25 protein-coding genes are annotated in these 25,922 nt (G+C 65.4%); 1 reads left to right on the forward strand and 24 read right to left on the reverse strand.

The genetic code is table 11. The annotated features are described in order from the left end of the window. Positions 1–38: 38 nt before the first annotated feature. The 19 genes from J1M86_RS16420 to J1M86_RS16510 all read right to left on the reverse strand — a co-directional run bounded on the left by J1M86_RS16420 (position 39) and on the right by J1M86_RS16510 (position 20,730). Complete coding sequence (locus J1M86_RS16420; protein WP_206510665.1) at positions 39–1,532, reverse strand: RsmB/NOP family class I SAM-dependent RNA methyltransferase; 1,494 nt, start codon at positions 1,530–1,532, stop codon at positions 39–41. Next, complete coding sequence (fmt, locus tag J1M86_RS16425) at positions 1,529–2,467, reverse strand: methionyl-tRNA formyltransferase (RefSeq protein WP_206510666.1); 939 nt, start codon at positions 2,465–2,467, stop codon at positions 1,529–1,531. The genes J1M86_RS16420 and fmt overlap by 4 nt, the downstream gene beginning before the upstream one ends. A gap of 117 nt (positions 2,468–2,584) precedes the next feature. Further along, the gene (locus tag J1M86_RS16430) at positions 2,585–3,244 is read right to left on the reverse strand and encodes a PadR family transcriptional regulator (RefSeq protein WP_206510667.1); all 660 of its coding nucleotides are present in this window, start codon (positions 3,242–3,244) and stop codon (positions 2,585–2,587) included. Between the two features lie 84 nt (positions 3,245–3,328). Next, complete coding sequence (locus J1M86_RS16435; protein ID WP_307786662.1) at positions 3,329–5,314, reverse strand: primosomal protein N'; 1,986 nt, start codon at positions 5,312–5,314, stop codon at positions 3,329–3,331. 97 nt (positions 5,315–5,411) lie between these two features. Beyond that, on the reverse strand, positions 5,412–6,626 hold the full coding sequence (metK, locus tag J1M86_RS16440; RefSeq protein WP_075838665.1) for a methionine adenosyltransferase: 1,215 nt from the start codon (positions 6,624–6,626) through the stop codon (positions 5,412–5,414). A 141-nt stretch (positions 6,627–6,767) separates the two neighbouring features. Continuing rightward, a complete protein-coding gene (coaBC, locus tag J1M86_RS16445) occupies positions 6,768–8,009 on the reverse strand; it encodes a bifunctional phosphopantothenoylcysteine decarboxylase/phosphopantothenate--cysteine ligase CoaBC (RefSeq protein ID WP_206510669.1) in 1,242 nt (413 codons plus the stop codon). Between the two features lie 20 nt (positions 8,010–8,029). Further along, a complete protein-coding gene (gene rpoZ, locus J1M86_RS16450; protein WP_068376118.1) occupies positions 8,030–8,335 on the reverse strand; it encodes a DNA-directed RNA polymerase subunit omega in 306 nt (101 codons plus the stop codon). Positions 8,336–8,414: 79 nt separating this feature from the next. Continuing rightward, positions 8,415–9,011 carry a guanylate kinase gene (gene gmk, locus J1M86_RS16455; protein ID WP_206510670.1) on the reverse strand — a complete coding sequence of 199 codons (597 nt, stop codon included), beginning with the start codon at positions 9,009–9,011 and terminating at the stop codon, positions 8,415–8,417. A 29-nt stretch (positions 9,012–9,040) separates the two neighbouring features. Continuing rightward, complete coding sequence (gene mihF, locus J1M86_RS16460) at positions 9,041–9,361, reverse strand: integration host factor, actinobacterial type (RefSeq protein ID WP_075838663.1); 321 nt, start codon at positions 9,359–9,361, stop codon at positions 9,041–9,043. A gap of 156 nt (positions 9,362–9,517) precedes the next feature. Beyond that, entirely contained in the window at positions 9,518–10,345 is an 828-nt protein-coding gene (gene pyrF, locus J1M86_RS16465) for an orotidine-5'-phosphate decarboxylase (protein WP_075838662.1), read from the reverse strand. After that, positions 10,342–13,701, reverse strand: a complete 3,360-nt coding sequence (gene carB / locus J1M86_RS16470; RefSeq protein ID WP_206510671.1) for a carbamoyl-phosphate synthase large subunit — start codon at positions 13,699–13,701, stop codon at positions 10,342–10,344. Before carB ends, pyrF begins: the two co-directional genes overlap by 4 nt. After that, positions 13,701–14,834, reverse strand: coding sequence for a glutamine-hydrolyzing carbamoyl-phosphate synthase small subunit (gene carA / locus J1M86_RS16475; protein ID WP_206510672.1), 1,134 nt, complete (start codon positions 14,832–14,834; stop codon positions 13,701–13,703). The genes carB and carA overlap by 1 nt, the downstream gene beginning before the upstream one ends. Continuing rightward, a complete protein-coding gene (locus tag J1M86_RS16480; RefSeq protein WP_206510673.1) occupies positions 14,831–15,343 on the reverse strand; it encodes a transporter in 513 nt (170 codons plus the stop codon). The genes carA and J1M86_RS16480 overlap by 4 nt, the downstream gene beginning before the upstream one ends. Positions 15,344–15,347: 4 nt before the next feature. Next, on the reverse strand, positions 15,348–16,670 hold the full coding sequence (locus tag J1M86_RS16485) for a dihydroorotase (RefSeq protein WP_206510674.1): 1,323 nt from the start codon (positions 16,668–16,670) through the stop codon (positions 15,348–15,350). Beyond that, on the reverse strand, positions 16,667–17,647 hold the full coding sequence (locus tag J1M86_RS16490; RefSeq protein ID WP_075838661.1) for an aspartate carbamoyltransferase catalytic subunit: 981 nt from the start codon (positions 17,645–17,647) through the stop codon (positions 16,667–16,669). Before J1M86_RS16490 ends, J1M86_RS16485 begins: the two co-directional genes overlap by 4 nt. Beyond that, a complete protein-coding gene (pyrR, locus tag J1M86_RS16495) occupies positions 17,644–18,261 on the reverse strand; it encodes a bifunctional pyr operon transcriptional regulator/uracil phosphoribosyltransferase PyrR (protein WP_075838660.1) in 618 nt (205 codons plus the stop codon). The genes J1M86_RS16490 and pyrR overlap by 4 nt, the downstream gene beginning before the upstream one ends. A gap of 116 nt (positions 18,262–18,377) precedes the next feature. Next, positions 18,378–18,923, reverse strand: coding sequence for a transcription antitermination factor NusB (gene nusB, locus J1M86_RS16500; RefSeq protein WP_206510675.1), 546 nt, complete (start codon positions 18,921–18,923; stop codon positions 18,378–18,380). Between the two features lie 31 nt (positions 18,924–18,954). Then, the gene (gene efp / locus J1M86_RS16505; protein ID WP_075838659.1) at positions 18,955–19,518 is read right to left on the reverse strand and encodes an elongation factor P; all 564 of its coding nucleotides are present in this window, start codon (positions 19,516–19,518) and stop codon (positions 18,955–18,957) included. Between the two features lie 108 nt (positions 19,519–19,626). After that, positions 19,627–20,730, reverse strand: a complete 1,104-nt coding sequence (locus tag J1M86_RS16510; RefSeq protein ID WP_206510676.1) for a Xaa-Pro peptidase family protein — start codon at positions 20,728–20,730, stop codon at positions 19,627–19,629. A 101-nt stretch (positions 20,731–20,831) separates the two neighbouring features. Between J1M86_RS16510 and J1M86_RS16515 the strand changes: the two genes are divergently transcribed. Further along, positions 20,832–21,425 carry a B-4DMT family transporter gene (locus J1M86_RS16515; protein WP_206510677.1) on the forward strand — a complete coding sequence of 198 codons (594 nt, stop codon included), beginning with the start codon at positions 20,832–20,834 and terminating at the stop codon, positions 21,423–21,425. An 87-nt stretch (positions 21,426–21,512) separates the two neighbouring features. Here J1M86_RS16515 and aroB read toward each other — a convergent pair whose 3' ends face one another. The 5 genes from aroB to J1M86_RS16540 form a co-directional block, all read right to left on the reverse strand. Beyond that, complete coding sequence (gene aroB / locus J1M86_RS16520) at positions 21,513–22,625, reverse strand: 3-dehydroquinate synthase (protein WP_075838656.1); 1,113 nt, start codon at positions 22,623–22,625, stop codon at positions 21,513–21,515. Positions 22,626–22,686: 61 nt separating this feature from the next. Further along, a complete protein-coding gene (locus tag J1M86_RS16525; RefSeq protein ID WP_206510678.1) occupies positions 22,687–23,214 on the reverse strand; it encodes a shikimate kinase in 528 nt (175 codons plus the stop codon). Continuing rightward, positions 23,211–24,398, reverse strand: coding sequence for a chorismate synthase (aroC, locus tag J1M86_RS16530; protein WP_206510679.1), 1,188 nt, complete (start codon positions 24,396–24,398; stop codon positions 23,211–23,213). The genes J1M86_RS16525 and aroC overlap by 4 nt, the downstream gene beginning before the upstream one ends. Before the next feature lie 12 nt (positions 24,399–24,410). After that, entirely contained in the window at positions 24,411–24,989 is a 579-nt protein-coding gene (locus tag J1M86_RS16535) for an A24 family peptidase (RefSeq protein WP_307786663.1), read from the reverse strand. A 122-nt stretch (positions 24,990–25,111) separates the two neighbouring features. Then, on the reverse strand, positions 25,112–25,921 hold the full coding sequence (locus J1M86_RS16540; protein ID WP_206510681.1) for a shikimate dehydrogenase: 810 nt from the start codon (positions 25,919–25,921) through the stop codon (positions 25,112–25,114). Between the last annotated feature and the right edge of the window lies 1 nt (position 25,922).

A 25,922-nucleotide genomic window follows, 5' to 3' on the forward strand; every position in this document is an offset into this window, starting at 1 on the left:
AACGGAGCGTCTTCGACAGGCGTGCGTTCCGGCAGGAATCAGAGGGGTCGGCGCAGAGCCGCCATGAACATGGCGTCGGTACCGTGTCGATGCGGCCACAGTTGCACCGACGTTCCGTCACCGAGCTGCGGCACCCCGGGTAGAAGCGCACGGGTGTCGAGCTGTTCGACGCCGTAGCGTCGAACAGCATCGGCGACGACACCGGTGGTCTCGGCCAGATGCGGCGAACAGGTGGAATAGACCACGACACCTCCGGGACGCACCAGCGTCAACGCCGACGCGAGCAGCTCCTTCTGCAACGTGACCAGACCGGCGACATCCTTGGGCGAACGACGCCACCGCGCCTCGGGACGACGCCTTAGAGCGCCGAGACCGGTGCAGGGCGCATCGACGAGCACTCGGTCGTAGCCGCCCTCCAGACCGGGCTCACGTCCGTCGACCACGTGAACCGACACCGGTAGCGCCCCGGTGGTCTTGCGCACGAGCTCAGCACGATGCGGCGTCGGTTCCACCGCGTCGAGATGAGCACCGTCGATCTCGGCGATCGCGCCGAGCAGAGCCGCCTTGCCACCGGGGCCGGCACACAGGTCGAGCCACCGGCCGTGATCCTCGCCGTCGAGCGGGGCAAGCGTGAGTGCACGGGCGACGAGTTGACTGCCTTCGTCCTGGACTCCGGCGAGTCCGTCGCGTACGGCCTCGAGCTTGCCCGGATCACCGCCGTCGAGGTAGACCGCGTACGGCGAGTAGAGCCCCTCTTCGCCGCCGGTGATGACGGCCAGTTCCTCGGCCGAGATCTCTCCGGGACGCGCTACGAGGTGCACTGCCGGGCGTGAGTCGTCGGCCTCGAGTACAGCTGCGAGTTCACCGGCATCGGCGCCGAGCGCATCGGCGAACGCCTGGGCGATCCAGCGCGGATGGGCGTACTCGAAAGCGAGCCTTCCGACCGGGTCCTGCTCCGCCTTCGGAGCCAGCTCGTCCACCCACTGCTCCGCGGTTTTCTCCGATACGCGCCGAAGCACCGCATTGACGAATCCAGCTTTGCCGCTGCCGAATTTGGAACGAGTCAGATCGACCGCTGTTGCAACAGCAGCATGCGGGGCGACCCGCGTGCGGAGGAGCTGATACGCACCGAGTCGCAGAATATCGAGCAACCCGCCGTCGATATCGGCCACCTCTCGGCCGGATCCGCTCTCGATGACAGCGTCGAGTAACCCGCGAGCACGACACGTGCCGTAGGCGAGCTCGGTGGCAAGCGCGGCATCGCGCGTGTCGAGTTTTCGTTCACGCAGGAGTCCCGGGAGCACCAGGTTGGCGTAGGCGTCGCGTTCGCGCACCGCCCTGAGCACGTCGCGTGCCGCCAGCCTGGCGCTGTCGATTGCGGGCGCCGACGCGGGACCGTTGCCGCGGCTCGGTCGGTTGCTCTGCGGCCCTTTGGACCGCGGTGGCTGCGCACCCCGATTGCCTTGGCGTTTGCCCTCGCTGGATCGGCCACCGCTGCGTGGATCCCGGTCTCGGTTGTTTTCCGCACTCATTTCGCCACCACCGTATCGGTCAAGCGCGCACCACGAGCCCAGTCGGTGGCCCGCATCGACTTCTTCCCCTGGGGTTGCACGTCGCCGAGCAGGACTGCCTCGGTGGCCGTACCCACGAATACGCCGTCCTTTCGAATCAGCATCGCCCCGGGTTCGAGCTTCACATCGGAGTCGGTGAGCGGAGAGATGGTGATCGGCGATACCTTCACACGGGTGTCGCCGATCGTCGTCCAGGCCCCTGGCGCGGGTGTCACCGCGCGAATATGACGATCCAGAAATGCGGCCGAGCGTGACCAGTCGATGCGAGCTGCGTCGACAGTGAGCTTCGGCGCATAGGACACACCGTCCTCGGACTGGGGTACGGCCGACGCTTCACCGGCCTCGATTGCATCGAGGGTGGCTTCCAACAGGGCGGCACCGCTGTGCGCGAGCCGGCCGAGAAGGTCTCCAGCGGTGTCGACGGATCGAATGACTTCGGTGACGACACCCAGCACCGGACCGGTGTCCATACCCTCTTCGAGGAGGAAGGTGCTCGCCCCCGTGACGTCGTCGCCCGCGGCGATGGCCGCCTGCACGGGCGCAGCACCGCGCCACGCCGGGAGAAGCGAGAAGTGCAGGTTGATCCAACCGAACTTGGGTACATCCAGGACCGGGCGCGGCAGCAACGCACCGTAGGCGACCACCGGGCACACATCGGGCGCGAGGTCGGCGAGTTCACCGAGGAAATCCGGGTCCGATGGCCGCGCCGGGGTCAGGACCGGTATGCCATGACTGTCGGCGAGAGCTCCCACGGGCGAGCGACCAGTCTTCCGGCCACGCCCAGCAGCTGCGTCGGGGCGAGTGATCACGCCCACCACGTCGTGTTTGGCCGAATCGATCAGACGCTCCAGCGAAGGAATCGCCGGATCAGGCGTCCCTGCAAACACAACTCGCACCAGTGGGCTCCCACGACTAGATAGCTCGGATTACTTGCAATGAACTACCCATCCTAGGGACCACTGCACCGCCTAGGGACCACTGCTCCGCACTATGCCCGGCGGTGCAGCCCTCTCTCAGGCTTCGTTGTCGTCCGAACCCGAATCGGGTGCATCAGGCCGCTCCTCCTCCGCCAGAATTCGGTACAGCTTCCGGCGCGCGGAGCTCAGAACTTCACCTGCCTCCTTGACCTGCTGCGCAGTACCCACTGCGGCAACCTGCCCGGCCGCACCCATCAACAGTCCGATCAAGCCGCGAAGGTCGATGGCGTCTCCCCCGACACTCTCTTTGACCTCGTCCCACGGGGATCCCAGATCGGTGCGGTGCTCCGCGACGTGGGCACGACCCGCATCGGTGAGTTGCGCTGTCTTGCGCCCCGCGATCCTCTCGATGAGCACGAGTCCCTCGTCTTCCAACTGAGCAAGCGCGGGATAGATCGATCCCGGACTCGGCTTCCAGGCACCGTCGCTCCGCGCGACTATCTGCTGGATCAACTCGTATCCGTGCATCGGCGATTCGTCGAGCAAGACCAGTATTGCGGCCCGAACATCGCCGCGGCGTCCGCGGCCGCCGCGGCCTCGGCCGCGACCGAGGTCGTGTCCGAACTCATGTCCCCCGCGCCGATCTCGTCCCCCGTGAGATCGCTTCGGATGAGGACCACGGCGGCCGTGTCCATGGCGTCCATGACGACCATCACCTTCACCGGGGCCCGGCTGTATATCGAAGAAGCTCTCCATCTCTGTTCCCTTTCGTATCGTTGTGACATATTGACGATATATCGACAATATGCCTACGACAAGGAGTCGGTCGACACAGATGGGTCAGCCGATTCGGATTGGGTCTATCTGCACGCGAACCGACTCGGTGTTCTTACGCGCACTGCGCACCGCCTGCGCATCGGCGAGAGCGCGAGCAAGAGCGGCACCCGAACCGCGCGACACACGCAACAGCAGACGCTGCACGTCGCCGTCGAAACCGTCGTCTCTCCCGGATCCCCCGCCCGCGGGATGTCGCTGCCCCTCGGGAAGGTCGACCGGTCCGAGGATCTCGACGCCATCTGGTAGCGCCGCCTCCTCCACGAGGGCGGCGATCGCTGCGCTCGATCCATCGACGGCGGCGACATGCACAGCCGGCGGGAACCCGACCTCGATTCGCTCGTCGAGCTGAGCACGAGCGTGCCCGACCGGATCCCACCGAACCAGCGCCTGGACGGTCGGGATCTCGGATTCCGCCACCACCACCACCCGGCCGCCGTCCGCGCCGGCTCGCACGAGCGCCCCAGCGGTCATCCAGCGCCGCAGTGTCTCCTCCGCAGCCCGCAGATCCGCACGTCCGAGGAGAGCCCAACCGTCCAGCAGGAGCGCTGCACCGTAGCCACCGGGTGTCGATGGTTCGGCACCCACCGTCGAGATGACCAAGCTCGCGCCGGACGCCACCGAATCGAGCACTGTCGCGCCCCCGGAGGTATGCACCGGGACGCCGGGAAACGCCCGCCCCAGTTCCTCGGCGGTCCGGTGCGCCCCGATCACCACTGCCCGCAGAGTTCTCGAACCGCACACCGTGCAGCGATGATTGGCGTCGGCGATGCCGCACCACCGACACGTCGGCGTTCCCGCACCGTCGGCCCCGGGCGCCGATGGCAGCGCGAGCGGCCCGTTGCAGCGGCGGCAGCGCGCGGGATTGCGACATTTTCCGCACGCAAGCGAGGGAACGTAGCCTCCGCGCGGAACCTGCACGAGCACGCCCAGCCCGTTCTTCAGCGCGTTACGTGCTGCATCGAACGCAATGGCCGGCAGTCGCGCTGCCCGCGCTCCGGGATCTCGAGCGAGTGCATGGTCGCTGTCCGCCAGCGCAACCACGTGCGGCTGGCGCTCGCGAACGACGGCACGCGGCGCGAGGAGGTCGTGTGCCCATCCCGCATCCACGAGCGCTTCCGCCTCCGCTGTCCGGGCATGCCCCGCCAGCACCGCTGAGCAACCGATTCCATGCGCACGCAGCAGCGCGATCTCGCGCGCGTGCGGGTACGGCGAGCGCGGCTCGGCGTACCCATCGTCGCCGTCGTCCCACAACACGATCAAACCGAGATTTCGGACAGGCGCAAACACCGCACTTCGAGTTCCGACCACTATGGAAACCTCGCGCCGCAGAGCGCTCAACCAGCGTCGATACCGCTTGGCAGGACCGAGACCCGCCGAGAGTGCAACCACCGAATCAGTACCGTTGACCGCCTCGCACGCCGCTGCAACTCGATCGAGATCACGCTGATCGGGTACGACGACAAGCGCACTCCGCCCGGACGCCGCGCATGTCCCGGCCAACTCGGCGATGCGCGTAGGCCAGTCCTCTCCCGGCAACACCTGCCAAGCCGCCCGCGGGTTTCGGCCTGCGGCCACGGCGTCGAGAAACGCGGCACCATGGGTGTAGGACGCCCAAGCGTCCAGGTCGACCTCCGGCGCTGCGATTTTCGGCGGATCCACCACCGGCTCCGCCTCGACCTTCGCGTGCCGAGGCGGCACTGCCAGTCGCAGCACATCCGCACGGGTCCCGGCATAGCGATGCGCGACCGCTGTGACGAGATCGACGATCTCCGGTGTCAGAACCCGCTCGGCGGACACCACACGATCCAGATAACCCAGCTTGCCCGGGTGATCGGAGGCGGCAATCCGACCGACGATGAACCCATCGACGAGGCGGCCGGCAAATCGCACGCGCACCCGAACCCCGACGGCAGCAGCCTCGTCGAATTCCGCTGGAACGAGATAGTCGAACTCACGGTTCAGATGGGGTAGCGGCAAAAGCGGCAGCACCCGAGCTACGGGAAGCTCGGGTGCCGCCGCTCTCGCCGACCCACTCAGGTGCACACCTTTGGTGGTCGGCCGTGATCCGTTCGATTCGCCGACAGGCTCAGAGACCCGCCGCGGCACGCAGCTTGTCAGCTCTGTCGATCGATTCCCACGGCAGATCGATATCCGTACGACCGAAGTGCCCGTACGCCGCCGTCTGCGCATAGATGGGACGCAGCAGATCGAGGTCCCGGATGATCGCACCGGGCCGCAGATCGAACACCTCGGAGATCGCCGCCTGGATGCGGGCGGGGTCGGTCTTCTCCGTTCCGAACGTCTCGACGAACAACCCGACGGGAGCTGCCTTGCCGATGGCGTAGGCAACCTGAACCTCGATGCGGTCCGCGAGGCCCGCTGCCACGGCGTTCTTGGCAACCCAACGCATCGCGTATGCCGCGCTGCGATCGACTTTCGACGGATCCTTGCCGGAGAATGCCCCGCCACCGTGACGGGCCATGCCGCCGTAGGTGTCGACGATGATCTTGCGGCCGGTGAGTCCGGCGTCGCCCATCGGGCCGCCGAGGACGAATTTTCCGGTCGGGTTGACCAGAAGACGAATGTTCGAAGTGTCCAGCGTCGGAACGTTCAGTTCCGACAGGACGGAGTCGAGAACCTTGTTGCGAATGTCCGGCGTCAGCAAGTTGTCGAGGTCGATGTCGGCAGCATGCTGCGTGGAAATGACCACGGTGTCCAGGCGCACGGCGTTGTCGCCGTCGTACTCGATGGTGACCTGAGTCTTGCCGTCCGGGCGCAGGTAGGGCAGTACGCCACTCTTGCGGACCTCGGTGAGACGGCGAGAGAGTCGGTGCGCCAGCGAGATGGGAAGCGGCATCAGTTCCGGGGTGTCGGTGTTCGCGTAACCGAACATCAGCCCCTGGTCGCCCGCACCCTGACGGTCGATCTCGTCGTCCGACAGACCTTCCACACGAGCTTCGTGCGAATGGTCGACGCCCTGAGCGATCTCGGGCGACTGAGCCCCGATGGCCACGTTCACTCCGCAGGAGTTTCCGTCGAAGCCCTTCGCCGACGAGTCGTATCCGATTTCGAGTACCTTCTCGCGCACGATCTTGGGGATGTCTGCCCAGGCCGTGGTGTTGACCTCTCCGGCTACGTGGACCTGACCGGTGGTGACGAGCGTCTCCACCGCCACCCTCGCCCGCGGGTCTTCGGCGAGCAGTGCATCGAGAATCGAGTCGCTGATCGCGTCACAGATCTTGTCGGGGTGTCCCTCTGTCACGGACTCACTGGTGAAGAGCCGACTACCGGACTTGCTCACGAAATTCCTCTCGAGTTGGGCCTACGACCGATCACTGCAACCGACGCATCGCACCTGGGCGTTAAGAGACACATCGACTTTAGTCATTCGAACTGCGCGAGCGCATGCCCGGTCCGACGCCGATAGACGTCGAACGAGCGTTCAGGGCGGGGTGGGGCACGGCGGGAGAATCGAGACCACTGCATCCAGAACACGCCCGGCCAGCAGCGCTTTCGAACCTTCACCGAGCGCGGACTCCGATCCGTCCGATCCGAGCAACCACCCGTCGTTGTGGTCCACCTCGAAAGCCTTCCCATCGCCGACGGCGTTGACCACCAGCAGGTCACAGCCCTTCCGTGCGAGTTTCGCTCGAGCATAGGTGAGCACGTCACCGTGCTCGTCTCCGGTTTCGGCCGCGAATCCCACGATCACCGTGGATGATCGAATCTGGCCACCGCGACGCGCGTCGACGAGACCCGCGAGGATGTCCTCGTTGCGCGTGAGCGGAATGGAATCCGGTTCCTCGGCGCCACCCTTCTTGATCTTGCTGCTGGCGATCGAGGTGGGACGGAAATCCGCTACCGCGGCCGCCATGACGATCGCATCTGCTTCCGGTCCGAACTTGTCCACGGCGGTATGCATCTGCTGGGCAGTCTTGACCCGAACGACATCGACGGCGGCAGGATCTGCCAGTTCCGTGGTGAAACCGGCAATCAACGTCACATCCGCGCCGCGCTGGGCCGCGACTCGGGCCAGCGCATAGCCCTGCTTCCCGGAGCTGCGATTGCCCAGAAACCGGACAGGATCGAGCGGTTCACGGGTGCCACCCGCGGTGATCACGACCTTGCGGCCGACCAAATCTCGAGGCAGGGAATCTGCGCGCTCGGCCAACAACATGGCGAGTCCGAAGATCTCGTCGGGCTCGGGAAGGCGACCCGCACCGGTGTCCCGGCCGGTCAGACGGCCTGATGCAGGCTCCAGCACCGTGACGCCGCGACTGCGCAGTGTCGCCACGTTTGCGACTGTGGCGGGGTGCTCCCACATCTCGGTGTGCATGGCCGGAGCCACGAGCACCGGACAGCGGGCGGTCAGCAACGTTGCGGTGAGAAGGTCGTCTGCTCGCCCACCAGCCATCCGCGCCATCAAGTCTGCCGTGGCAGGCGCCACAACGACCAGATCCGCTTCTTGCCCGAGACGTACGTGCGGCACCTCAGGGACGTCGTTGAAGACGCCCGTGTGGACGGGACTACCCGAGAGGGCTTCGAACGTGGCGCGCCCCACGAACTCCAACGCGGACTCCGTGGGGACGACCCGAACGTGATGGCCGCTCTCGGTGAAACTACGAATGAGGGAACAGCTCTTGTAGGCGGCGATGCCACCGCCCACCCCGACCACTATGCGCAACGGCTGATTCCTTACCGGTCTTATTCGCCTTCGGTGTGCTCGAGCAGGTCCTCGTGGATCTCACGCAGTGCGATCGAAAGCGGCTTCTCCTGCAGACCCGGCTCCACCAGAGGGCCGACGTATTCGAGGATGCCGTCGCCGAGCTGGTTGTAGTAGTCGTTGATCTGGCGTGCACGCTTGGCTGCATAGATCACCAGGGCGTACTTCGACGACGTGCGAGCAAGGAGCTCGTCGATGGGAGGATTGGTGATACCGAGCGGCGTGTCGTAAGCCGGGAGAGCGCTGTGCGCGTCGAAGTCGGAACCGGCCACTGATGTGCTGCTCACTGTTGATCTCCTGAAATTGCATCGTTGGTGCTGCGAAACCGCTGCTTGGTACAAGGTCGAACCGCGAAAATGATCGGCATCAACCGACTGACGACCTACCGACCAACAAGGATACCAACTCTTCGCACGAATGGTCGACGTCGGTATTGACAACCACCGTGTCGAACTCGCTCTGTGCCGCCAACTCGACCTTCGCAGTCTCGAGCCTCCGCTCCGTCGCGGCCGGTTCCTCGGTGGCCCGCGAGGTCAGCCGATGCACCAAATCCTCCCAGGTCGGCGGAGCCATGAACACGAGCGTTGCCTCCGGCTTGGAGACGCGCACCGCCCGGGCCCCCGCGAGGTCGAGCTCCAACAGAACAGGTTTCCCCTGCTCCAGAGCCCGTTCGACCGGTTCTGCCGGCGTACCGGAGCGATGCAAACCGCCGTGTACGCTCGCCCACTCGAGCAGCTCCCCAGCCTCGATCATGCGATCGAACTCGTCGGCAGTCACGAAGTGGTAGTCCTCACCGTCCACTTCACCGGGCCGAGGATCTCGAGTGGTGACCGACACGCTGAACCACAGCTCGGGCAGCACACGTCGCAGAACTCGGACAACACTGGACTTTCCGACACCGGAGGGACCCGCCAGCACTATCAGCCGACCCCTCCTGCTTGCTGACGCGTCGCTGTCGGACACGTGCGCTACCTCCGCGGTCACCTGTTTACTCAGGCCTCGAAATCGAATTTGGTCAACAGCGCTCTGCGCTGACGGTCACCCAGCCCGCGAAGACGGCGCGAGGGTGCGATCTCCAGTTCGGTCATCAATTCCTGGGCCTTGACCTTGCCGACCTTGGGCAGCGCTTCGAGCAAAGCCGAGACCTTCATCTTGCCGAGGATCTCGTCCGTCTCGGCATCCTTGAGCACCTGCTTGAGATCGGTCCCGCCTCGCTTGAGGCGCTCCTTGAGCTCGGCCCTCACCTTGCGGGCGGCGGCAGCCTTTTCCAGCGCAGCTGCACGTTGCTCGGGGGTCAGTTGGGGAAGCGCCACGTTTCCTCCGTCTCATCGTCGATGAAACATGCACGAGTGTTCTCCGTGCACGTTGCTGCTGTAAGACAAGCGATAACCAGCAACGATAGCGACGGTACCCACGCGGCGCGATGATGGCTAACCCACCCCCGTGGCCGGAGCAGAACAACCGATGGTCTATGCCAACGCGGTTTCGATCTCGTCACGCAAAGCCCGGGCCGCGTCCTGCAACGCTCCGACCGAAGGCCCTGCACTCAGCACACCGCGAGAGGAGTTGGGCAGCAGAAGCTCTCGCGAACCAGTGAATATGTGCCTGAGATCATCCGCGCGCGCACCCTGCGCTCCCAGTCCCGGCGCGAGAATCGGGCCGGAGTACGCGGACAGATCCAGGCCGTGGTCCCGAGTCGCACCGATCACGAGCCCCACAGTCTCCGTGCCGTCCTCGTTGCACGCGACCGCGTCGTCGACGATCGATTGAGCGACGGTCCGGCCATCGGTAACAGAGCCCTGTACGGCCGCACCCTCGGCGTTGGACGTCCGAGCGAGCACGAACACTCCCCTACCGGCGTCCACGGCGGTGGTGAAGGTCTCGGTCAGCGAGTCGAATCCGAGGTACGGCGACACCGTCATCGCGTCCGAGGACAGCGGTGAATCCGCACCGAGCCAGGTGCGGGCATACGCGGTCATCGTGCTGCCGATGTCACCACGCTTGGCATCGGCAACCACCAGCGTGCCCGCGTCCCGCAACACCGTGATGGTGCGTTCGAGCACTGCGTAGCCGGCACTGCCGTACGCCTCGAAGAACGCGACCTGCGGCTTCACCACTGCCACCTCACCGACGAACGCTTCCACGCAGGTTTCGGCGAACACCTCGAGACCGTCCGCGTCGGGAGTCAATCCCCAAGCTTCCAGGAGCGACGGGTGCGGGTCGATTCCCACACACAGGCGCCCCCGCGTGGCCACCGCCGCGCGAAGACGCTCCGACCAGCTACCCGGACGGCTCATGTCCTCGGCGCCGAGCTCTGTTGCTTGGACTGATCGGCAAGCGCGGCGTGCAGGTCTTGAAGCGAGCGCACGCCGATGTCCCCCGCGATCGCGGCCTCGATTCCCTGAACGGCGGCCGACGCACCCTGGACGGTGGTGATGCACGGAATGTTCTGCGCAACCGCAGCACTGCGGATTTCGTATCCGTCCACGCGGGGGCCGGAGTTGCCGTACGGGGTGTTGATCACCATCGCGATATCACCGGCGAGGATCTTGTCGACGATCGTCGATTCGCCGGCGGGTACCTCTTCACCGGACTGCTTGTACACCTTCTCGCACGCAATACCGTTGCGTCGCAGAACCTCTGCGGTGCCGTCGGTGGCCAGAATCGTGAACCCGAGGTCCGCGAGCCGCTTGACCGGGAAGATCAACGAACGCTTGTCCTTGTTGGCCACCGATACGAACACTGCGCCGGAGAGCGGCAGCGATCCGTACGCCGCAGTCTGGCTCTTGGCGAAGGCGGTGCCGAAATCGGCGTCGATTCCCATCACCTCACCGGTCGATTTCATCTCCGGGCTCAGCAGTGTGTCCACCCCGGTGCCGTCCGCACGACGGAATCGATTGAACGGCAGAACCGCTTCCTTGACCGCAATGGGTGCGTCGAGGGGGGTGGTGCCGCCGTCGCCGACAGCCGGGAGCATTCCGCTCGCGCGCAGATCCGCGATCGATTCCCCCAGCATCACCCGGGCGCACGCCTTGGCCAACTGCACCGCCGTAGCCTTGGACACGAACGGCACGGTACGGCTGGCACGGGGGTTCGCTTCGAGGACGTAGAGGATGTCGTCCTTGAGCGCGTACTGGACGTTCAACAGACCCTTGACGCCGATCCCCTTCGCGAGCAGTTCGGTCGAGCGTCGCACGTTCTCGATGTCGGAGCGGCCCAGGGTGATCGGGGGCAGCGCGCAAGCGGAATCGCCCGAGTGGATTCCCGCCTCCTCGATGTGCTCCATCACGCCGCCGAGGTAGACCTCGGTGCCGTCGCACAGGGCGTCGACATCGATTTCGACTGCGTCCTCGAGGAAACGGTCGACCAGAACCGGTCGATCGTGGGAGATTTCCGTGGCCCGAGAGATGTAGTCGGCCAGCGAGGCCTCGTCGTAGACGATCTCCATGCCGCGTCCACCGAGCACGTACGACGGGCGCACGAGCACCGGGTAGCCGATGCCACCGGCGATCTCTCGGGCACCGTCGAACGTCGTCGCCGTCCCGAATTTCGGTGCCGGGAGCCCTGCCTCGGTGAGAACCCGTCCGAATTCGCCGCGGTCCTCAGCGAGGTCGATAGCCTCGGGACTGGTACCGACTATGGGAACTCCCGCCGCCTTCAAACGCTTTGCGAGACCGAGAGGTGTCTGGCCACCCAACTGCACGATCACGCCCACGACGTTGCCGGACTGCGACTCCGCGCGGAAGACCTCGAACACGTCCTCGAAGGTCAGGGGTTCGAAATACAGGCGATCGGCAGTGTCGTAGTCGGTGGAGACCGTCTCGGGATTGCAGTTGATCATGACGGTCTCGTAACCGGCCTCGGACAGAGTCTGCGCCGCGTGCACACAGGAGTAGTCGAACTCGATTCCCTGGCCGATGCGGTTGGGACCGGAGCCCAGGATGATGACCTTCTCGCGCTCGCGCTGCTCGGCAACCTCGGACTCGGCATACGGATCGAGCTCGTAGGTGCCGTAGTGATACGGCGTCTTCGCCTCGAACTCGGCAGCGCAGGTGTCGACGGTCTTGTACACGGGGTGGACACCGAGCGCCTCGCGCAAGGCTCGAACGCCGTCCTCGTCGACCAGTTCCGGTCGCAGAGCTGCGATCTGACGATCGGAGAGCCCGTGATACTTGGCCTGACGCAGCAGTGCCTCGTCGAAGTCTTCCGCGGCGCGAAGCTCGTTGCCGAGCTCGTGGATCTGCTGGAACTGATCCAGGAACCACGGATCGATCTTCGTGGCCTCGAACAGTTGCTCGAGGGTGGCACCCATCGCGAAGGCCTTCTCGATGCCGTACATCCGGCCGTCCTGCGGAACCGAGAGATCCTGCAGCAGTTCCTCGAGGCTGTCTGCCTCCACCTCCGGACCGGTCCAGTAACCCGCGCGCTTGGTCTCGAGCGAACGCATCACCTTGCCGAACGCCTCGGTGAAGTTACGGCCGATCGACATGGCCTCGCCGACGGATTTCATCGTCGTGGTGAGAGTGCCGTCGGCGCCGGGGAACTTCTCGAACGCGAACCGCGGGGCCTTGACGACCACGTAGTCGAGCGTCGGCTCGAAGCAGGCCGGTGTTTCGCGGGTGATGTCGTTCACGATCTCGTCGAGCGTGTAACCAATGGCAAGTTTCGCGGCCATCTTCGCGATCGGATATCCGGTGGCCTTCGATGCCAGGGCCGACGAGCGCGACACACGTGGGTTCATCTCGATGACGACGAGGCGACCGTCGGCCGGATCCATCGCGAACTGGATGTTGCAGCCACCGGTGTCGACGCCGACCTCCCTGAGGATGTCGATGGAGAGGTCGCGCATCTTCTGGTACTCGCGGTCGGTGAGCGTCATGGCCGGTGCGACCGTGACCGAGTCACCGGTGTGCACGCCGACCGGATCGACGTTCTCGATCGAGCAGATGATGACGACGTTGTCGCGACCGTCGCGCATCAGCTCGAGTTCGTATTCTTTCCACCCGAGGATGGACTCCTCGATGAGCACATTCGCGGTCGGCGATGCCGACAGGCCGCCGCCCGCGATGCGGGTCAGATCGGCGTCGTTGTACGCCAACCCCGAGCCGAGCCCGCCCATCGTGAACGATGGCCGAACCACGACCGGGAAACCGAGTTCGTCGACGGCGTCGCGCACTTCGTCCATGGTGTAGCAGACAGCCGATTTAGCCGACTCGCCACCGACCTTGGCGACGATGTCCTTGAACATCTGACGGTCTTCACCGCGCTGGATGGCGTCGAAGTCCGCGCCGATCAACTCGACGTCGTACTTGGCGAGGATGCCCTGATCGTGCAGTCCCACGGCAGCATTGAGAGCTGTCTGACCGCCGAGGGTCGCGAGAACGGCGTCGATCGGGTGGCCTTGAGCAGCCTCCCGAACGAAGATCTTTTCGATGAAATCCGGGGTGATCGGCTCGACGTACGTCGCGTCCGCGAACTCCGGGTCGGTCATGATCGTTGCGGGGTTCGAATTGACCAGGCTGACGCGCAGCCCCTCCTCGCGGAGCACCCGGCAAGCCTGGGTTCCGGAATAGTCGAACTCACAGGCCTGACCGATGACGATCGGCCCCGAACCGATCACCAGGACGTGGCCCAGATCGCTGCGGCGTGGCATTACTTGTCAACTCCCTCGAGCACTGAAGTGAAACGATCGAACAGGTAGGCGGCGTCGTGCGGACCTGCCGCAGCCTCCGGGTGGTACTGGACCGAGAAGGCGCTACCGCCGAGCAGTTCGACGCCCTCGACTGTCCCGTCGTTCGCGCAGGTGTGGCTGATCCGCGCACGCCCGAAGTCGCTGTCGAACTCCTCGCCCGCCTCACCCTCTAGCGCGAACCCGTGGTTCTGTGCCGTGATGGCGATGCGACCGGTGGCGTGTTCGATGACGGGGATGTTCATGCCTCGGTGACCGAACTTCATCTTGTAGGTCGAACGTCCGAGCGCGCGACCGAGAATCTGGTTGCCGAAGCAGATGCCGAACAGTGGCAGCTCTCGCTCGAGTACCTGACGAGTCAGGGCGACATTCGAGTCGGCGGTTGCCGGATCGCCCGGGCCGTTGGAAAGGAAGACACCGTCCGGGTTCAACTCCAGCACCTGTTCGATGCTGGTGGCCGACGGGACGACGTGCACGCGAATGCCGCGCTCGGCGAACATGCGTGGGGTGTTGGTCTTGATGCCGAGATCCACCGCCACCACGGTGAAGCGCGCTTCACCGGCGGGTTCGATGGTGTAGCTCACATCGGTGGTCACCTCACCGGCTAGATCGGCGCCGAGCATCGTGGCCTGACCCACCACTTGCTCCAGCATCTCCTCCGCGGTTCCGAGTGCGTCACCGGAGAAGACACCGGCACGCATGGACCCTCGGGTGCGCAGGTGCCGAACGAGCGCGCGGGTGTCGATCCCGGCGATGCCGACGATGTTCTGAGCATCGAGTTGATCCTGCAGCGAACCGGTTGCGCGCCAACTCGACACACGGCGGGCCGGGTCGCGAACGACGAATCCGGCAGCCCAGATCTTGTTGGGGTTCTCCGCGCTCGCCGCTTCGCCGTCTTCCTCGTTCCAGCCGGTGTTACCGATCTGGGGCGCCGTGGCGACGATGATCTGGCGGTGGTAGCTGGGATCGGTCAGTGTTTCCTGGTACCCGGTCATACCCGTGCAGAACACGGCTTCACCGAGCGTCCGGCCCTGTGCCCCGAAGGTGGTGCCGCGGAACGTCCGGCCGTCCTCCAGAACAAGAACTGCGCTGCTCACGCGGTTGTCTCCTTAGATTCGTTCGTGTCGGTATCGGTGTGTACCCAGATCGGGTACACACCCTTGTCGTCTGCGCGGAAGCCCGTGTCGATTTCGGTTCCTGTCGGCAATTCCCAGCGGATGACCAGGAGGCCGTCCTTGCTCATGACCTTGCCGGCAAGGCCGCGCTCGGTGCGTATCGCGCGCACGGACTCGCGCGGTATCCAGATAGTCGACTCTCCGGTGCGGGTGAGGAGGATTCCCCGCTCGTGCCGAGAAAGCTCGGCGATCGCGCGGTGGCCGATGTCGCCGACTGCGATACGGTCCTGCCAACTCGGGGCAATCGTGCTGCCGACGTACAACCCGGTCGACGGCTCGATCAGTGTCGCGCCCAGGTCGGCCGGCACCGCCGGCAATTCGCCAATTGTCTCGGCCTGGCGCTTCTGACGACCGCGCCAACCCCAGAAGATGAGGGCGATCATCGCGATCCAGAAGATGACGAAGGCGATGACGATCAGAACTCTGTCCATAGGGTCAGGCCTCCGTCCCGGTGCGAGGGATGCCGTCGCGAGCAGTGACTCGGCCGCGGAGCAGCGTCGTGGTCACCTTGGCCGAGAACGTCATCGACTCGTAGGGAGTGTTGTCCGAGATACTGGCGAGTCCCTTGCCGGTCACCGTCCAGGTCGCCTTCGGATCGACCACGGTGAGGTTCGCGATCTCACCGACCTCGATCGGCCGACCCTGGTCGGCAAGTCCGACGATCTCCGCGGGACGCTCGCTCATCACACGCGCAACGCCGCGCCAGTCGAGCAGGCCCGGCTCGACCATGGTCTGCGCGACGATGGCCAAGGCAGTCTCGAGCCCCAACATCCCCGGCCTGGCCTGGGAGAACTCGCAGCACTTTTCCTGCTCGGCATGCGGTGCGTGGTCGGTCGCGACGCAGTCGATGGTGCCGTCGGCGAGACCGCGCCGCAGCGCGTCGAGGTCCGAGGGCTCACGAAGCGGCGGATTGACCTTGTTGACGGCGTCGTAGGTCTCCAACCGGGAATCGTCCAGCAGCAGATGATGCGGCGTCACCTCGGCGGTGATCGAGATGCCCTGTCCACGCGCCCACTTCAGCAGTTCCACCGTCCCCGCGGTCGAGGCGTGGCAGATGTGCACCCTCGCCCCCGCATCGCGGGCCAGCAGCGCATCGCGAGCGACGATCGACTCCTCGGCTGCACGCGGCCATCCCGCCAGACCCAAGCGCGCCGCCGTCGGGCCTTCGTGCGCAATCGAACCGACGGTGAGCCGCGGTTCCTCGGCATGTTGCGCGATGAGCACGCCGAGCGAGCTCGAGTATTCGAGGGCTCGGCGCATGATCAGCGGATCGGCGACACAGTGGCCGTCGTCGGAGAACATCCGGACCTTGCCGACGCCGGCTGCCATGGTTGCCATCTCGGCAAGTTGCTTGCCTTCGAGCCCGACGGTGACAGCACCGACAGGGTGGACGTCGACCAGGCCGACTTCCTGACCGCGACGCCAAACATGGTCGGTGATGACCACGGAGTCGGCGACCGGTGAGGTGTTCGCCATGGCGAATACCGCCGTGAAGCCACCCAGAGCTGCAGCTGCCGAGCCTGTTTCGATCGTCTCGGTGTCTTCTCGGCCCGGCTCGCGAAGATGCGTGTGGAGGTCGACGAAGCCGGGCAGCAGGATGTGACCGACGGCATCGACAATCTCGACATCCGCACCATCGACTCCCGCACCATCGACATCGAGATCTGATCCGATGGCGACGATTTGGCCGTCGTCGATGAGAACATCCGTCACGGGCGCTTCCCCGTAGATCAACACCCCGCGCAGCAGCACACTCACAGCGAACCTCCGTCCGAGCCGACGAGCAATCGGAACAAGACCGCCATGCGCACGTGCACTCCGTTCGTAACCTGTTGCAGAACAGCAGTTCTGGGGGAATCTGCGACCGAGGCGGCTATTTCCATCCCGCGCAGCATCGGCCCCGGATGCAGTACTACGGCATGCTCGGGCAGCAGGTCCATTCTCTTCTGGGACAGCCCGTAAGTGAGCGAATACTCCTTGGGGGATGGGAAGAATCCACCGTTCATGCGCTCCGCTTGAACTCGAAGCATCAGCACCGCGTCCAGGGCGGGTAGCTCGGCATCGATGTGATGCGAGAGACGAACCGGCCACGTCGATGCGCCGACCGGAAGCAGAGTCGGGGGCGCGATGAGCACGACCTCCGCGCCCAGCGTCGAGAGCAGAATCGCATTGGATCGAGCGACCCGACTGTGCAGGATGTCCCCGACGATTCCGATGCGTTTGCCTGCGATCGAACCCAGACGCTGACGGAGCGTAAGGGCATCGAGCAGCGCTTGCGTGGGATGCTCGTGCGTGCCGTCGCCGGCATTGATCACCGCGGGTCCGCCCGAAGTGGAGCCTGCGGAACTCCCGAGCGCACCGCTCTCACTCTGACCTGCCGTCCAGGCAGCGATCTGATGGGCTGCACCCGAGGATGGGTGCCGCACCACCAGCGCGTCGGCTCCCGCCGCGCGCAGGGTCATGGCGGTATCGCGCAGGGACTCCCCTTTGCTCACCGACGAGCTGCTCGCACTGACGTTGATGACGTCAGCGCTCATCCACTTGCCCGCCACCTCGAAGGACACACGGGTACGTGTCGAGTTCTCGAAGAACACCGTCATGATCGTGCGGCCGCGCAGGGTGGGGAGCTTCTTGACTTCACGACCGAGCAGCGCCTGCTCGAACCGGTCGGCCTCGTCGAGAAGTTCTGTGGCGGACTCGGCGGTGAGATCGGCGACGGACAGCAGATGCTTCACCGCGGCGTCCTCCCGTCGAACAGCCTGACTGCGTCGTGGCCGTCGTGTTCGGTCAGCTCGACCGAAACATCCTCGGTGCGCGCCGTCGGCACGTTCTTTCCGACGTAGTCGGCCCGCAGCGGGAGCTCCCGGTGACCGCGGTCGATGAGAACCGCCAGCTGAACCGCGCGGGGACGGCCGAGATCTCGGAGCGCATCGAGAGCCGAGCGGACTGTGCGACCCGAGAAGAGAACGTCGTCCACGAGCACCACCAGAGACCCGTCCACGCCCCCGGGTGGAACAGACGTGCGTTCGAGGGGGCGGTGCGGTTTGCCGCGTAGGTCGTCCCGGTAGAGCGTGATGTCCAGCGAGCCCACCGGAGGCCGCACCCCGGAGAACGCCTCGATCCGGTCGGCCAGGCGTTCGGCGAGTGACGTGCCGCGGGTGGGGATGCCCAGCAGGACGACCCGGGGAGCATCCGTGGAATCCAACGCCGACTTCTCGATTATCTGATGCGCCATCCGAGCGATGGTCCGGCCGACATCTGCAGCGGACAGAAGCTCACGAGAGGCTCGAGGCTGGGACGACTCGAGCGGGGAAGACTCGGATGGGGAGGATGAATCGGGCGCAGGCAAACTACGACCTCCTTCTCCGCCTCTCTGGACGGATCGTTAAAGGATGTCTGACAGTGCATCAGCCTAGCAATGACACGCCGCTCATCACGCACTCGGGACGCCCGACGTGAGCACGATTACGTCGCGGAGCCGCCGTGTGCGTCCTCGGCCCGGTCGGCCGGCTCGATCTCACCATCGGAGGCGTCGAGCGGACGCGAGGACACCGCGGCGGCTGCGGCTCGGACCTGGGGTGCAACCAATACGATCTGACCGAGTACACCGTTGACGAAAGACGGCGAATCATCGGTGGACAACTGCTTGGCCAGCTCGACGGCCTCGTCCACCGCCACCACCGGCGGCACATCGACTGCGTGGAACAACTCCCATACCGCGACGCGCAGGATCGCGCGATCGACGGCGGGCAGACGATTGAGTGTCCAATCGTTGAGGTGATCCGAGATGACGCTGTCGAGCCTGTCGAGGTTCTCCGCAACGCCACCGACGAGCGTCTGGGTGTACTCGCTCACCGGTGCGATGGAGTCGTCGCCGCGTGCGAGCTCGATGCGCTCCCTGGCGAGGTCGACGGGGTCGGCATCTCGCGCCTCGGCCTCGAACAGGAAGTCGACTGCTCGCTTGCGTGCCTTGTGGCGTGCACCGAGCTTCTTCGTCGGTTGAGCTGACACGTTCTTCGGGGACAAGTTTTTCGGGGACACGCTAGGAATTCACGCGTCCCAGGTAGTTTCCGTCGCGCGAGTCGATCTTCAGCTTGTCGCCGGTGTTGATGAACAGCGGGACCGATACCTCGGCACCGGTCTCGAGTGTCGCCGGCTTGGTGCCACCGGTCGAGCGGTCACCCTGCAGGCCGGGGTCGGTGTGCTTGACCTCGAGCTCGACGGTGACCGGCAACTCGACGTAGAGCGGAACATCCTCATGGGTGGCGACCTGGACCTGCATGTTCTCGAGCATGAATCGCGCGCCGTCACCGACGGTCGCTTCGGAGATCGAGATCTGGTCGTAGGTGTCCCCGTCCATGAAGACGTAGTCACTTCCGTCGTGGTACAGGTAGGTCATATCGCGACGATCGACCACCGCGGTGTCCACCTTCACACCGGCGTTGAACGTCTTGTCGACGACCTTGCCCGACAGCACGTTCTTGAGCTTCGTGCGCACGAACGCAGGGCCCTTGCCCGGCTTGACGTGCTGAAACTCGATGATCGACCACAGCTGTCCGTCGATGCTCAGGACAAGGCCGTTCTTGAAATCGCTGGTGGAAGCCACAGGTTCTGACGTCTCCTCGTGTTCTCGTGTGCGCGGTAGGCGCAAGTGGGTCTGGAATCTCGGTCGTGACCAAGGCCGTAGGTTCTTCTACGGACGAACCGCCGTGCGTCAGACGAAAGTAAGTTCCTTGCTGGTCATGGTGAGCAGCTCAGGACCGTTGTCACGAACGATGAGCGTGTCTTCGATCCGGACGCCTCCGCGCCCGGAGAAGTACACACCCGGTTCGACGGTCACGGCTGCACCGCACTGCAGTGTACCGGTGCTCGACTTGGCGATGCCCGGCGCTTCGTGGATTTCGAGTCCGACACCATGCCCGAGGCCGTGCAGGAAGAGCTCTCCGAAGCCGGCTGCGGTGATCACCGACCGCGCCGCCGCATCGACGCTTGCAGTCTCGACCCCTGGGGCGAGGGCCTCGCGGCCGGCGGTTTGCGACCGGAGCACGAGCTCGTACAGGTCCTTCTGCCAGTCCGACGCGGCACCGATGACGACAGTTCGTGTCATGTCCGAGTGGTATCCCCCGACGAGTGCGCCGAAATCGAACTTCACGAAATCGCCGTGCGCGAGCACAGCGGCGGTCGGCCGGTGGTGCGGAACCGCGGAGTTCGAGCCGGTTGCGACGATCGTCTCGAAGGAGATGCCGTCCGCGCCGTGTTCGATCATCGCACCCTCGAGCTCGCGTGCGACGGCGAGTTCGGTGCGGCCGGCTCGAATGCTTTCGCGCTCGATCAGCTGCGCGAACGCCGCGTCGGCGGCCCGGCAAGCCTCGCGGAGCAGTGCGATCTCGTGTTCGTCCTTGACCATTCGAAGCTCCTCGACGAGGCCCGGACTACGAACCAGATTCAAGGAGTCGTCGATCCGCGTCCAGGACAGGTGCTGATCCACCGTCACCACGTGCGACTCGAAACCGACCCGCTCTGCGCGAGGTGCTGCGTCGCTGCGCAGGAGGTACGCAGCCGAGCCACGATCTATGACTGCACGTAGATCCGGCACCTGCTCGGCCACCTGAGTCACATAGCGGCCGTCGGTGCAGACGACGGTGTGGTCCTCGTTGACCGGCGAATCCTGCGCCGAGACGAGCAACGCAGCGTTGGACCCGGTGAATCCCGTCAGGTACCGGATGTTGAGCAGGTCGGTGACGAGCAGGGACGCGAGATCGTTGGTTTCCATGATGCGTCGGAGCGCGGCGCGTCTGCCGCGAAAATCTACAGCCATCGCTACAAGGTACCGCCGCAGCGAGGCCTCGCTGCGGCGCGTAGGGACGTGTTTTGTGGGGTGGGACACAGCTACGGCGAGCTACGGATAGGCTGTCCCCCATGACAGGGTGGGTGGTACGCGGAATCGGAATGTGTCTGGTCAACGTAGGGGTGCGAATTCTGCTCGGGGCCGCTGTGACGCAGTGGCCGCTGCACGGATCGCAGATGCGTTGGCTGGGGTTGGCAACTGTGCTGCTGGTCGTGATCGTGTGGGCGGGGCTCGACGGCATCAGAGATCGGCGCGCCAATCCGGATCCCGACGACAGTGCGGATCTGGCAATGGTGTGGTTGAAGGCAGCTGTCTTCGCTGGACTGACAGCCGGCGCGATCACCTGGTTCCTCCAGCTGATCGTCGACTTCAGCCTCGGCCAGAACACGTTGGTGTTCGAGCTGACCTCGGGTGCGGCGTTCACCATTCTGCTTGTCTTCATTCCCGCAACGGCAGCGGTGTTCTTCGGACGCATGCTCGCCAACCGCGAAGCGAAGAAGAAGCTCGAAGAACGCGACAAGGTGCGCGCAGAACACCACCACCACGTCGGTGCCGCGTCGGCTCCGCAGCAGAGGTCGCAGTGGTCCGATGGCGATGCCAATGCCGACACCGAGGTCTTCCAAGCCGTCGACCCAGATGCAGGCGATCCGCGCAAGACTCGATAAGCAACTCTCATCTCCGACACAAAGCGAGACCCCGCGCAGCGCGTGCGCGGGGTCTCGCTTTGTGTCGGCGCGAAAAGGTGATCGGCGCTAGAGCATGATCCCCGTCGGCGATGGATCGGTCTCGCTCTTGGCGATGGCCGAGTACGCGGCGACGAGCAGGGACGGATCGGGTCCTTCTAGTCGTCCAGGCTTGGCGAGGCCATCGAGCACGACGAACCGAAGGACACCGGCGCGGTTCTTCTTGTCCGACTGCATGCCCTTGAGCAGGTCCCCGAAAGCGTCCGCGTCATAGCTCGTGGGCAGACCCACTGCCTCGAGCACGGTGCGATGACGGTCCGCCGTGGCGTCATCCAGGCGCCCCGCCAATCGGCCCAGTTCCGCAGCGAAGACCAGTCCGACGGCGACCGCTGCGCCGTGACGCCACCGGTACCGCTCGCGACGCTCGATCGCATGACCGAGGGTGTGTCCGTAATTGAGGATTTCACGCAAGCTGGCCTCGCGAAGGTCGGCGGCGACCACGCGGGCCTTCACCTCGACAGAGCGTCGAATCAGCTCGGGAAGCACTGCCCCGGACGGATCGAGTGCCGCCTCGGGGTCGGCTTCGATCAAGTCGAGTATCACCGGGTCGGCAATGAACCCGGTCTTGATGACCTCCGCGAGTCCGGCGACGATTTCGTTTCGCGGCACGGTTTCCAGTGTCGCGAGGTCGATCAACACTGCGGCCGGCTCGTGGAACGATCCGACCAGGTTCTTCCCTGCCTCGGTGTTGATCCCTGTCTTTCCGCCGACCGCGGCGTCGACCATCGCCAACAGCGTCGTCGGGACGTGCACGATCTTGACTCCGCGCATCCAGGTCGCCGCGACGAACCCGGCCAGATCGGTCGCAGCTCCCCCGCCGAGGCTGACGACGGCATCGCTTCGTGTCATCCCGATTCGGCCCAGCACCTCCCAGCAGAATCCCGCGACGGCGAGTTCCTTGCCGTCCTCGGCGTCGGGAATTTCGATCCGGTGCGCGTCGATCCCCTTTTCGGCGAGCGCTGCCCGCACAGCCTCGGCGGTCTCGGCGAGAGGAGGTTGATGGAAGATGGCGACCGTTGCCACCCCGACGAGTTCCTCGACAAGATCCGTCAGCAGTCCCCTGCCGATGATCACCGGATACGGGGCAGCTGTCTCCACCATGACGCGTACTGGTTCGGTCATCGATTCACCTCATCCACTCGTGAAATCCTTGTTCGTGCTTGTAGGGCATTGCCTGCTGGCGTCATGTGCCGGAGCCGGCATGGTGCTGCTCGAGCTTGGTCACCACCTGACCGACCACCCGAGCCGGACTGCGACCGTCCGTGCGCACTCTGATCGTCGCCACCGACCGGTACAACGGACGGCGTATTCGCATCAGGTTCTGATACTTGGCGCGGGGGTCCGGGCCCGCGAGGAGGGGACGGGAAGTGTTGGCTCCGGTCCGCCGAAGCCCTTCGGCAACGCTGATCTCGAGGTAGACGACGGGCAGAGGCTTCAGCAGCGCTCGAGTTCGCTCGGAAAGAACCGATCCACCGCCGAGTGACACGATGCCCGTGTGCGATTCCAGAGCATCCGCAACGACCTGCTCCTCGATTCGCCGGAACGCCTGCTCGCCATCCTCGGCGAAAATATCGGCGATGGTCCGTCCCGTCGTGCGTTCGATGGCCACATCGGTATCGAGCAACTCTTTCCCCAGCGCCGCTGCCACCCTGCGGCCGATCGTGGACTTACCGGCGCCTGGTGGTCCCACCAGCACCGCGTACGGCGTCATCGCGGTGGCCGGGCGGCGGTGCCCTTCACGTAGTGATCGACGTTGCTCGTGGTTTCCGCGATGGAGTCACCGCCGAACTTCTCCAGCACAGCCTGCGCGAGTACGAGGGCCACCATGGTCTCGGCGACCACACCTGCCGCCGGGACCGCACACACATCGGAGCGTTGGTGAATTGCGACGGCTTCCTCCCCGGTGGACATGTCCACTGTCGCGAGGGCACGTGGCACCGTCGAGATCGGCTTCATCGCTGCTCGCACTCGAAGGGGTTCGCCGTTGGTCATGCCCCCTTCGACGCCACCGGCGCGGTTGGTGGAGCGATGGATGCCGTCGGGCCCCGGAGTGATCTCGTCATGGGCCGCGCTGCCTCGGCGTCGGGCCGTTTCGAAGCCGTCACCGACTTCGACGCCCTTGATCGCCTGGATACCCATCAGAGCGGCGGCAAGCCGAGCGTCGAGCTTTCGTTCGCCGCTGACGAAGGACCCGAGACCGACGGGGAGCCCGTGGACCACCACCTCGACGATTCCGCCGAGCGTATCGCCGTCGCGCTTGGCCGATTCGATTTCGGCGATCATCGACGCCTCGGCCGCCTGATCGAACGCACGTACGGGGCTCGCGTCGATAGCGTCGAGGTCATCGCCCATGGGCGCGGGCCCGACGTATGGATCCGATGCGCCGATCGAGATCACGTGCGAGACAACGTCGACACCCAACGCCTGCTTCAGGAACGAGCGCGCCACGGTGCCGATGGCCACGCGGGCCGCGGTTTCGCGGGCACTGGCGCGTTCGAGCACCGGCCGCGCGTCCTCGAAGCCGTACTTGAGCATTCCGGAATAGTCCGCGTGACCGGGCCGAGGTCGCGTCAGCGGAGAATTGCGCGCGAGATCGGCGAGCACGCTCTCATCGACGGGATCGGCCGACATGACCTGCTCCCACTTGGGCCATTCGGTGTTGCCCACTTCGATGGCGACGGGACCACCGATCGTCCGACCGTGCCTGATGCCACCGGTGATGGTGACCTTGTCGGCCTCGAACTTCATCCGCGCGCCTCGCCCGTATCCGAGTCGTCGCCGGGCGAGTTGAGTGGCAATGTCCTCGGAGGTCACTTCGACGCCCGCGATCATGCCTTCGAGGATGGACACGAGAGCGGGGCCGTGAGATTCTCCGGCAGTTATCCAGCGCAGCACGCCGTTATCTTTTCACGTCCCGGCAGCCGTCAGTGCCAGCAGGGTGGCCAGGCACATCGACGGCCCGTGCGGCACCGAGCTCTCGGCTCGGCGAAGCGCTCGACAGGCAAGACCGACCACACCGGTGAACAGCGGCGCCAGCAGTGCAGCGCACACCCATGCATGGGTTCCGAACAGGCCGGCGAGTCCGCCGAGCACAAAAGCGAGCTTCACATCGCCGGCACCGAAGGCGCGCGGCATGAGGAGGTGGACGGCGAGATAGCAGCCGAACAACACACCGCCGCCGACCAGTACTGCCTCGAAATCCCCTACCGCGATCGCGTACGCGGGCACGCCGACGGCGCCCGCGGCGGTGAGTGGATTCGGCAACCGACGCGACGCGATGTCCGTACACATCAGACATGCACACCACCACGTGAGCAGGAGCGCGGGCGCGCCGCCGCCGAACCCGACCGCGGCTGCCCAAAGCCCGGCCGATACCAGCGGCAGACCCACCGGTCGCCACGATGTGATCCGATGGACCGTCCACGCGGTCAGCTGGCCGACCAGTAGGCCTGCCCCACCCCAGATCACGATGCAATTCCATGTCACAGGATGCATCGTCGGATACGACCGAGCGCGAGCGCGGGTGAAACCGCAGGCCAAGAATCGACCTGTGGACAAGCGTGATGCCTGTGGAGGAACAGCCGCTGTGGCAGCGGCTCCGGCTCCGATCAGGCCGCGTCGATCGCGGCCCGCATTGCAGCCTTCGGCGCCGGTTGCCCGGTGAACTGCTCGACCTGTCCGTAGGCCTGGTTGAGCAGCATCGCCAAGCCGGGCACGATGGTTCCGCCAGCAGCTGCGACAGCGTCCGCGAGCGGGGTGGGCCATGGATCGTAGATCGCGTCGAGAACCACCGGCGCGTGCGCCAGTGCCGTCGAGATCGGTGCTGCGCCGGGGGCAGGCACGGTGCTGACCACGACGGCCGACGCCGCTGCCACATCGGCGAGCACGGGATCGTCGACGGAGACGAACCTCGTGTCCAGTCCGGCGGCACGGCCGCACGCGAGGGTGTCGGCTGCGCGGTCGGCCGAACGCGCGACGATCGTGACGGACTTCGCGCCGAGTCCGGCCAAGGCGACCACAGCAGGACGCGATGTTCCCCCCGCACCGACCACGGTCACTGCCTGCCCGGACAGATCGGTGAGACCGACCTCTTCGAGTGCACCGCGGACGCCGTCGACGTCGGTGCAGTCTGCTCGCCATCCGGTCGGTGTACGTAGCAATGTGTTTGCCGAACCTGCCAGAATCGCTCTCTCGGTCCGCTCGTCGGCGAACCCGAGCGCCGCAACCTTGCCCGGCATGGTGACCGACAACCCGACCCAGTCCGGTCCCAAACCTTCGACAAGGCCGGGAAGCTGCTCGGCCGAACATTCGATGCGTTCGTAGCTCCAGTCTCGCAAACCCAAAGCCCGGTAGGCAGCGAGATGCAACTGGGGCGATTTCGAGTGCTGAATGGGACTGCCCAGGACGGCCGCGCGCACG

The organism is Rhodococcus sp. KRD197, from assembly GCF_017168235.1.
GTDB lineage: Bacteria > Actinomycetota > Actinomycetes > Mycobacteriales > Mycobacteriaceae > Rhodococcoides.

Excerpts from the sequence above, each read along its gene's own strand:
- J1M86_RS16420 (WP_206510665.1), bottom strand. The coding sequence starts at position 1,532 with ATGAGTGCGGAAAACAACCGAGACCGGGATCCACGCAGCGGTGGCCGA.
- J1M86_RS16430 (WP_206510667.1), bottom strand. The coding sequence starts at position 3,244 with ATGGAGAGCTTCTTCGATATACAGCCGGGCCCCGGTGAAGGTGATGGT.
- pyrF (WP_075838662.1), bottom strand. The coding sequence starts at position 10,345 with ATGAGCCGTCCGGGTAGCTGGTCGGAGCGTCTTCGCGCGGCGGTGGCC.
- carB (WP_206510671.1), bottom strand. The coding sequence starts at position 13,701 with ATGCCACGCCGCAGCGATCTGGGCCACGTCCTGGTGATCGGTTCGGGG.
- J1M86_RS16480 (WP_206510673.1), bottom strand. The coding sequence starts at position 15,343 with ATGGACAGAGTTCTGATCGTCATCGCCTTCGTCATCTTCTGGATCGCG.
- J1M86_RS16510 (WP_206510676.1), bottom strand. The coding sequence starts at position 20,730 with ATGGCTGTAGATTTTCGCGGCAGACGCGCCGCGCTCCGACGCATCATG.
- J1M86_RS16515 (WP_206510677.1), top strand. The coding sequence starts at position 20,832 with ATGACAGGGTGGGTGGTACGCGGAATCGGAATGTGTCTGGTCAACGTA.
- aroB (WP_075838656.1), bottom strand. The coding sequence starts at position 22,625 with ATGACCGAACCAGTACGCGTCATGGTGGAGACAGCTGCCCCGTATCCG.
- J1M86_RS16525 (WP_206510678.1), bottom strand. The coding sequence starts at position 23,214 with ATGACGCCGTACGCGGTGCTGGTGGGACCACCAGGCGCCGGTAAGTCC.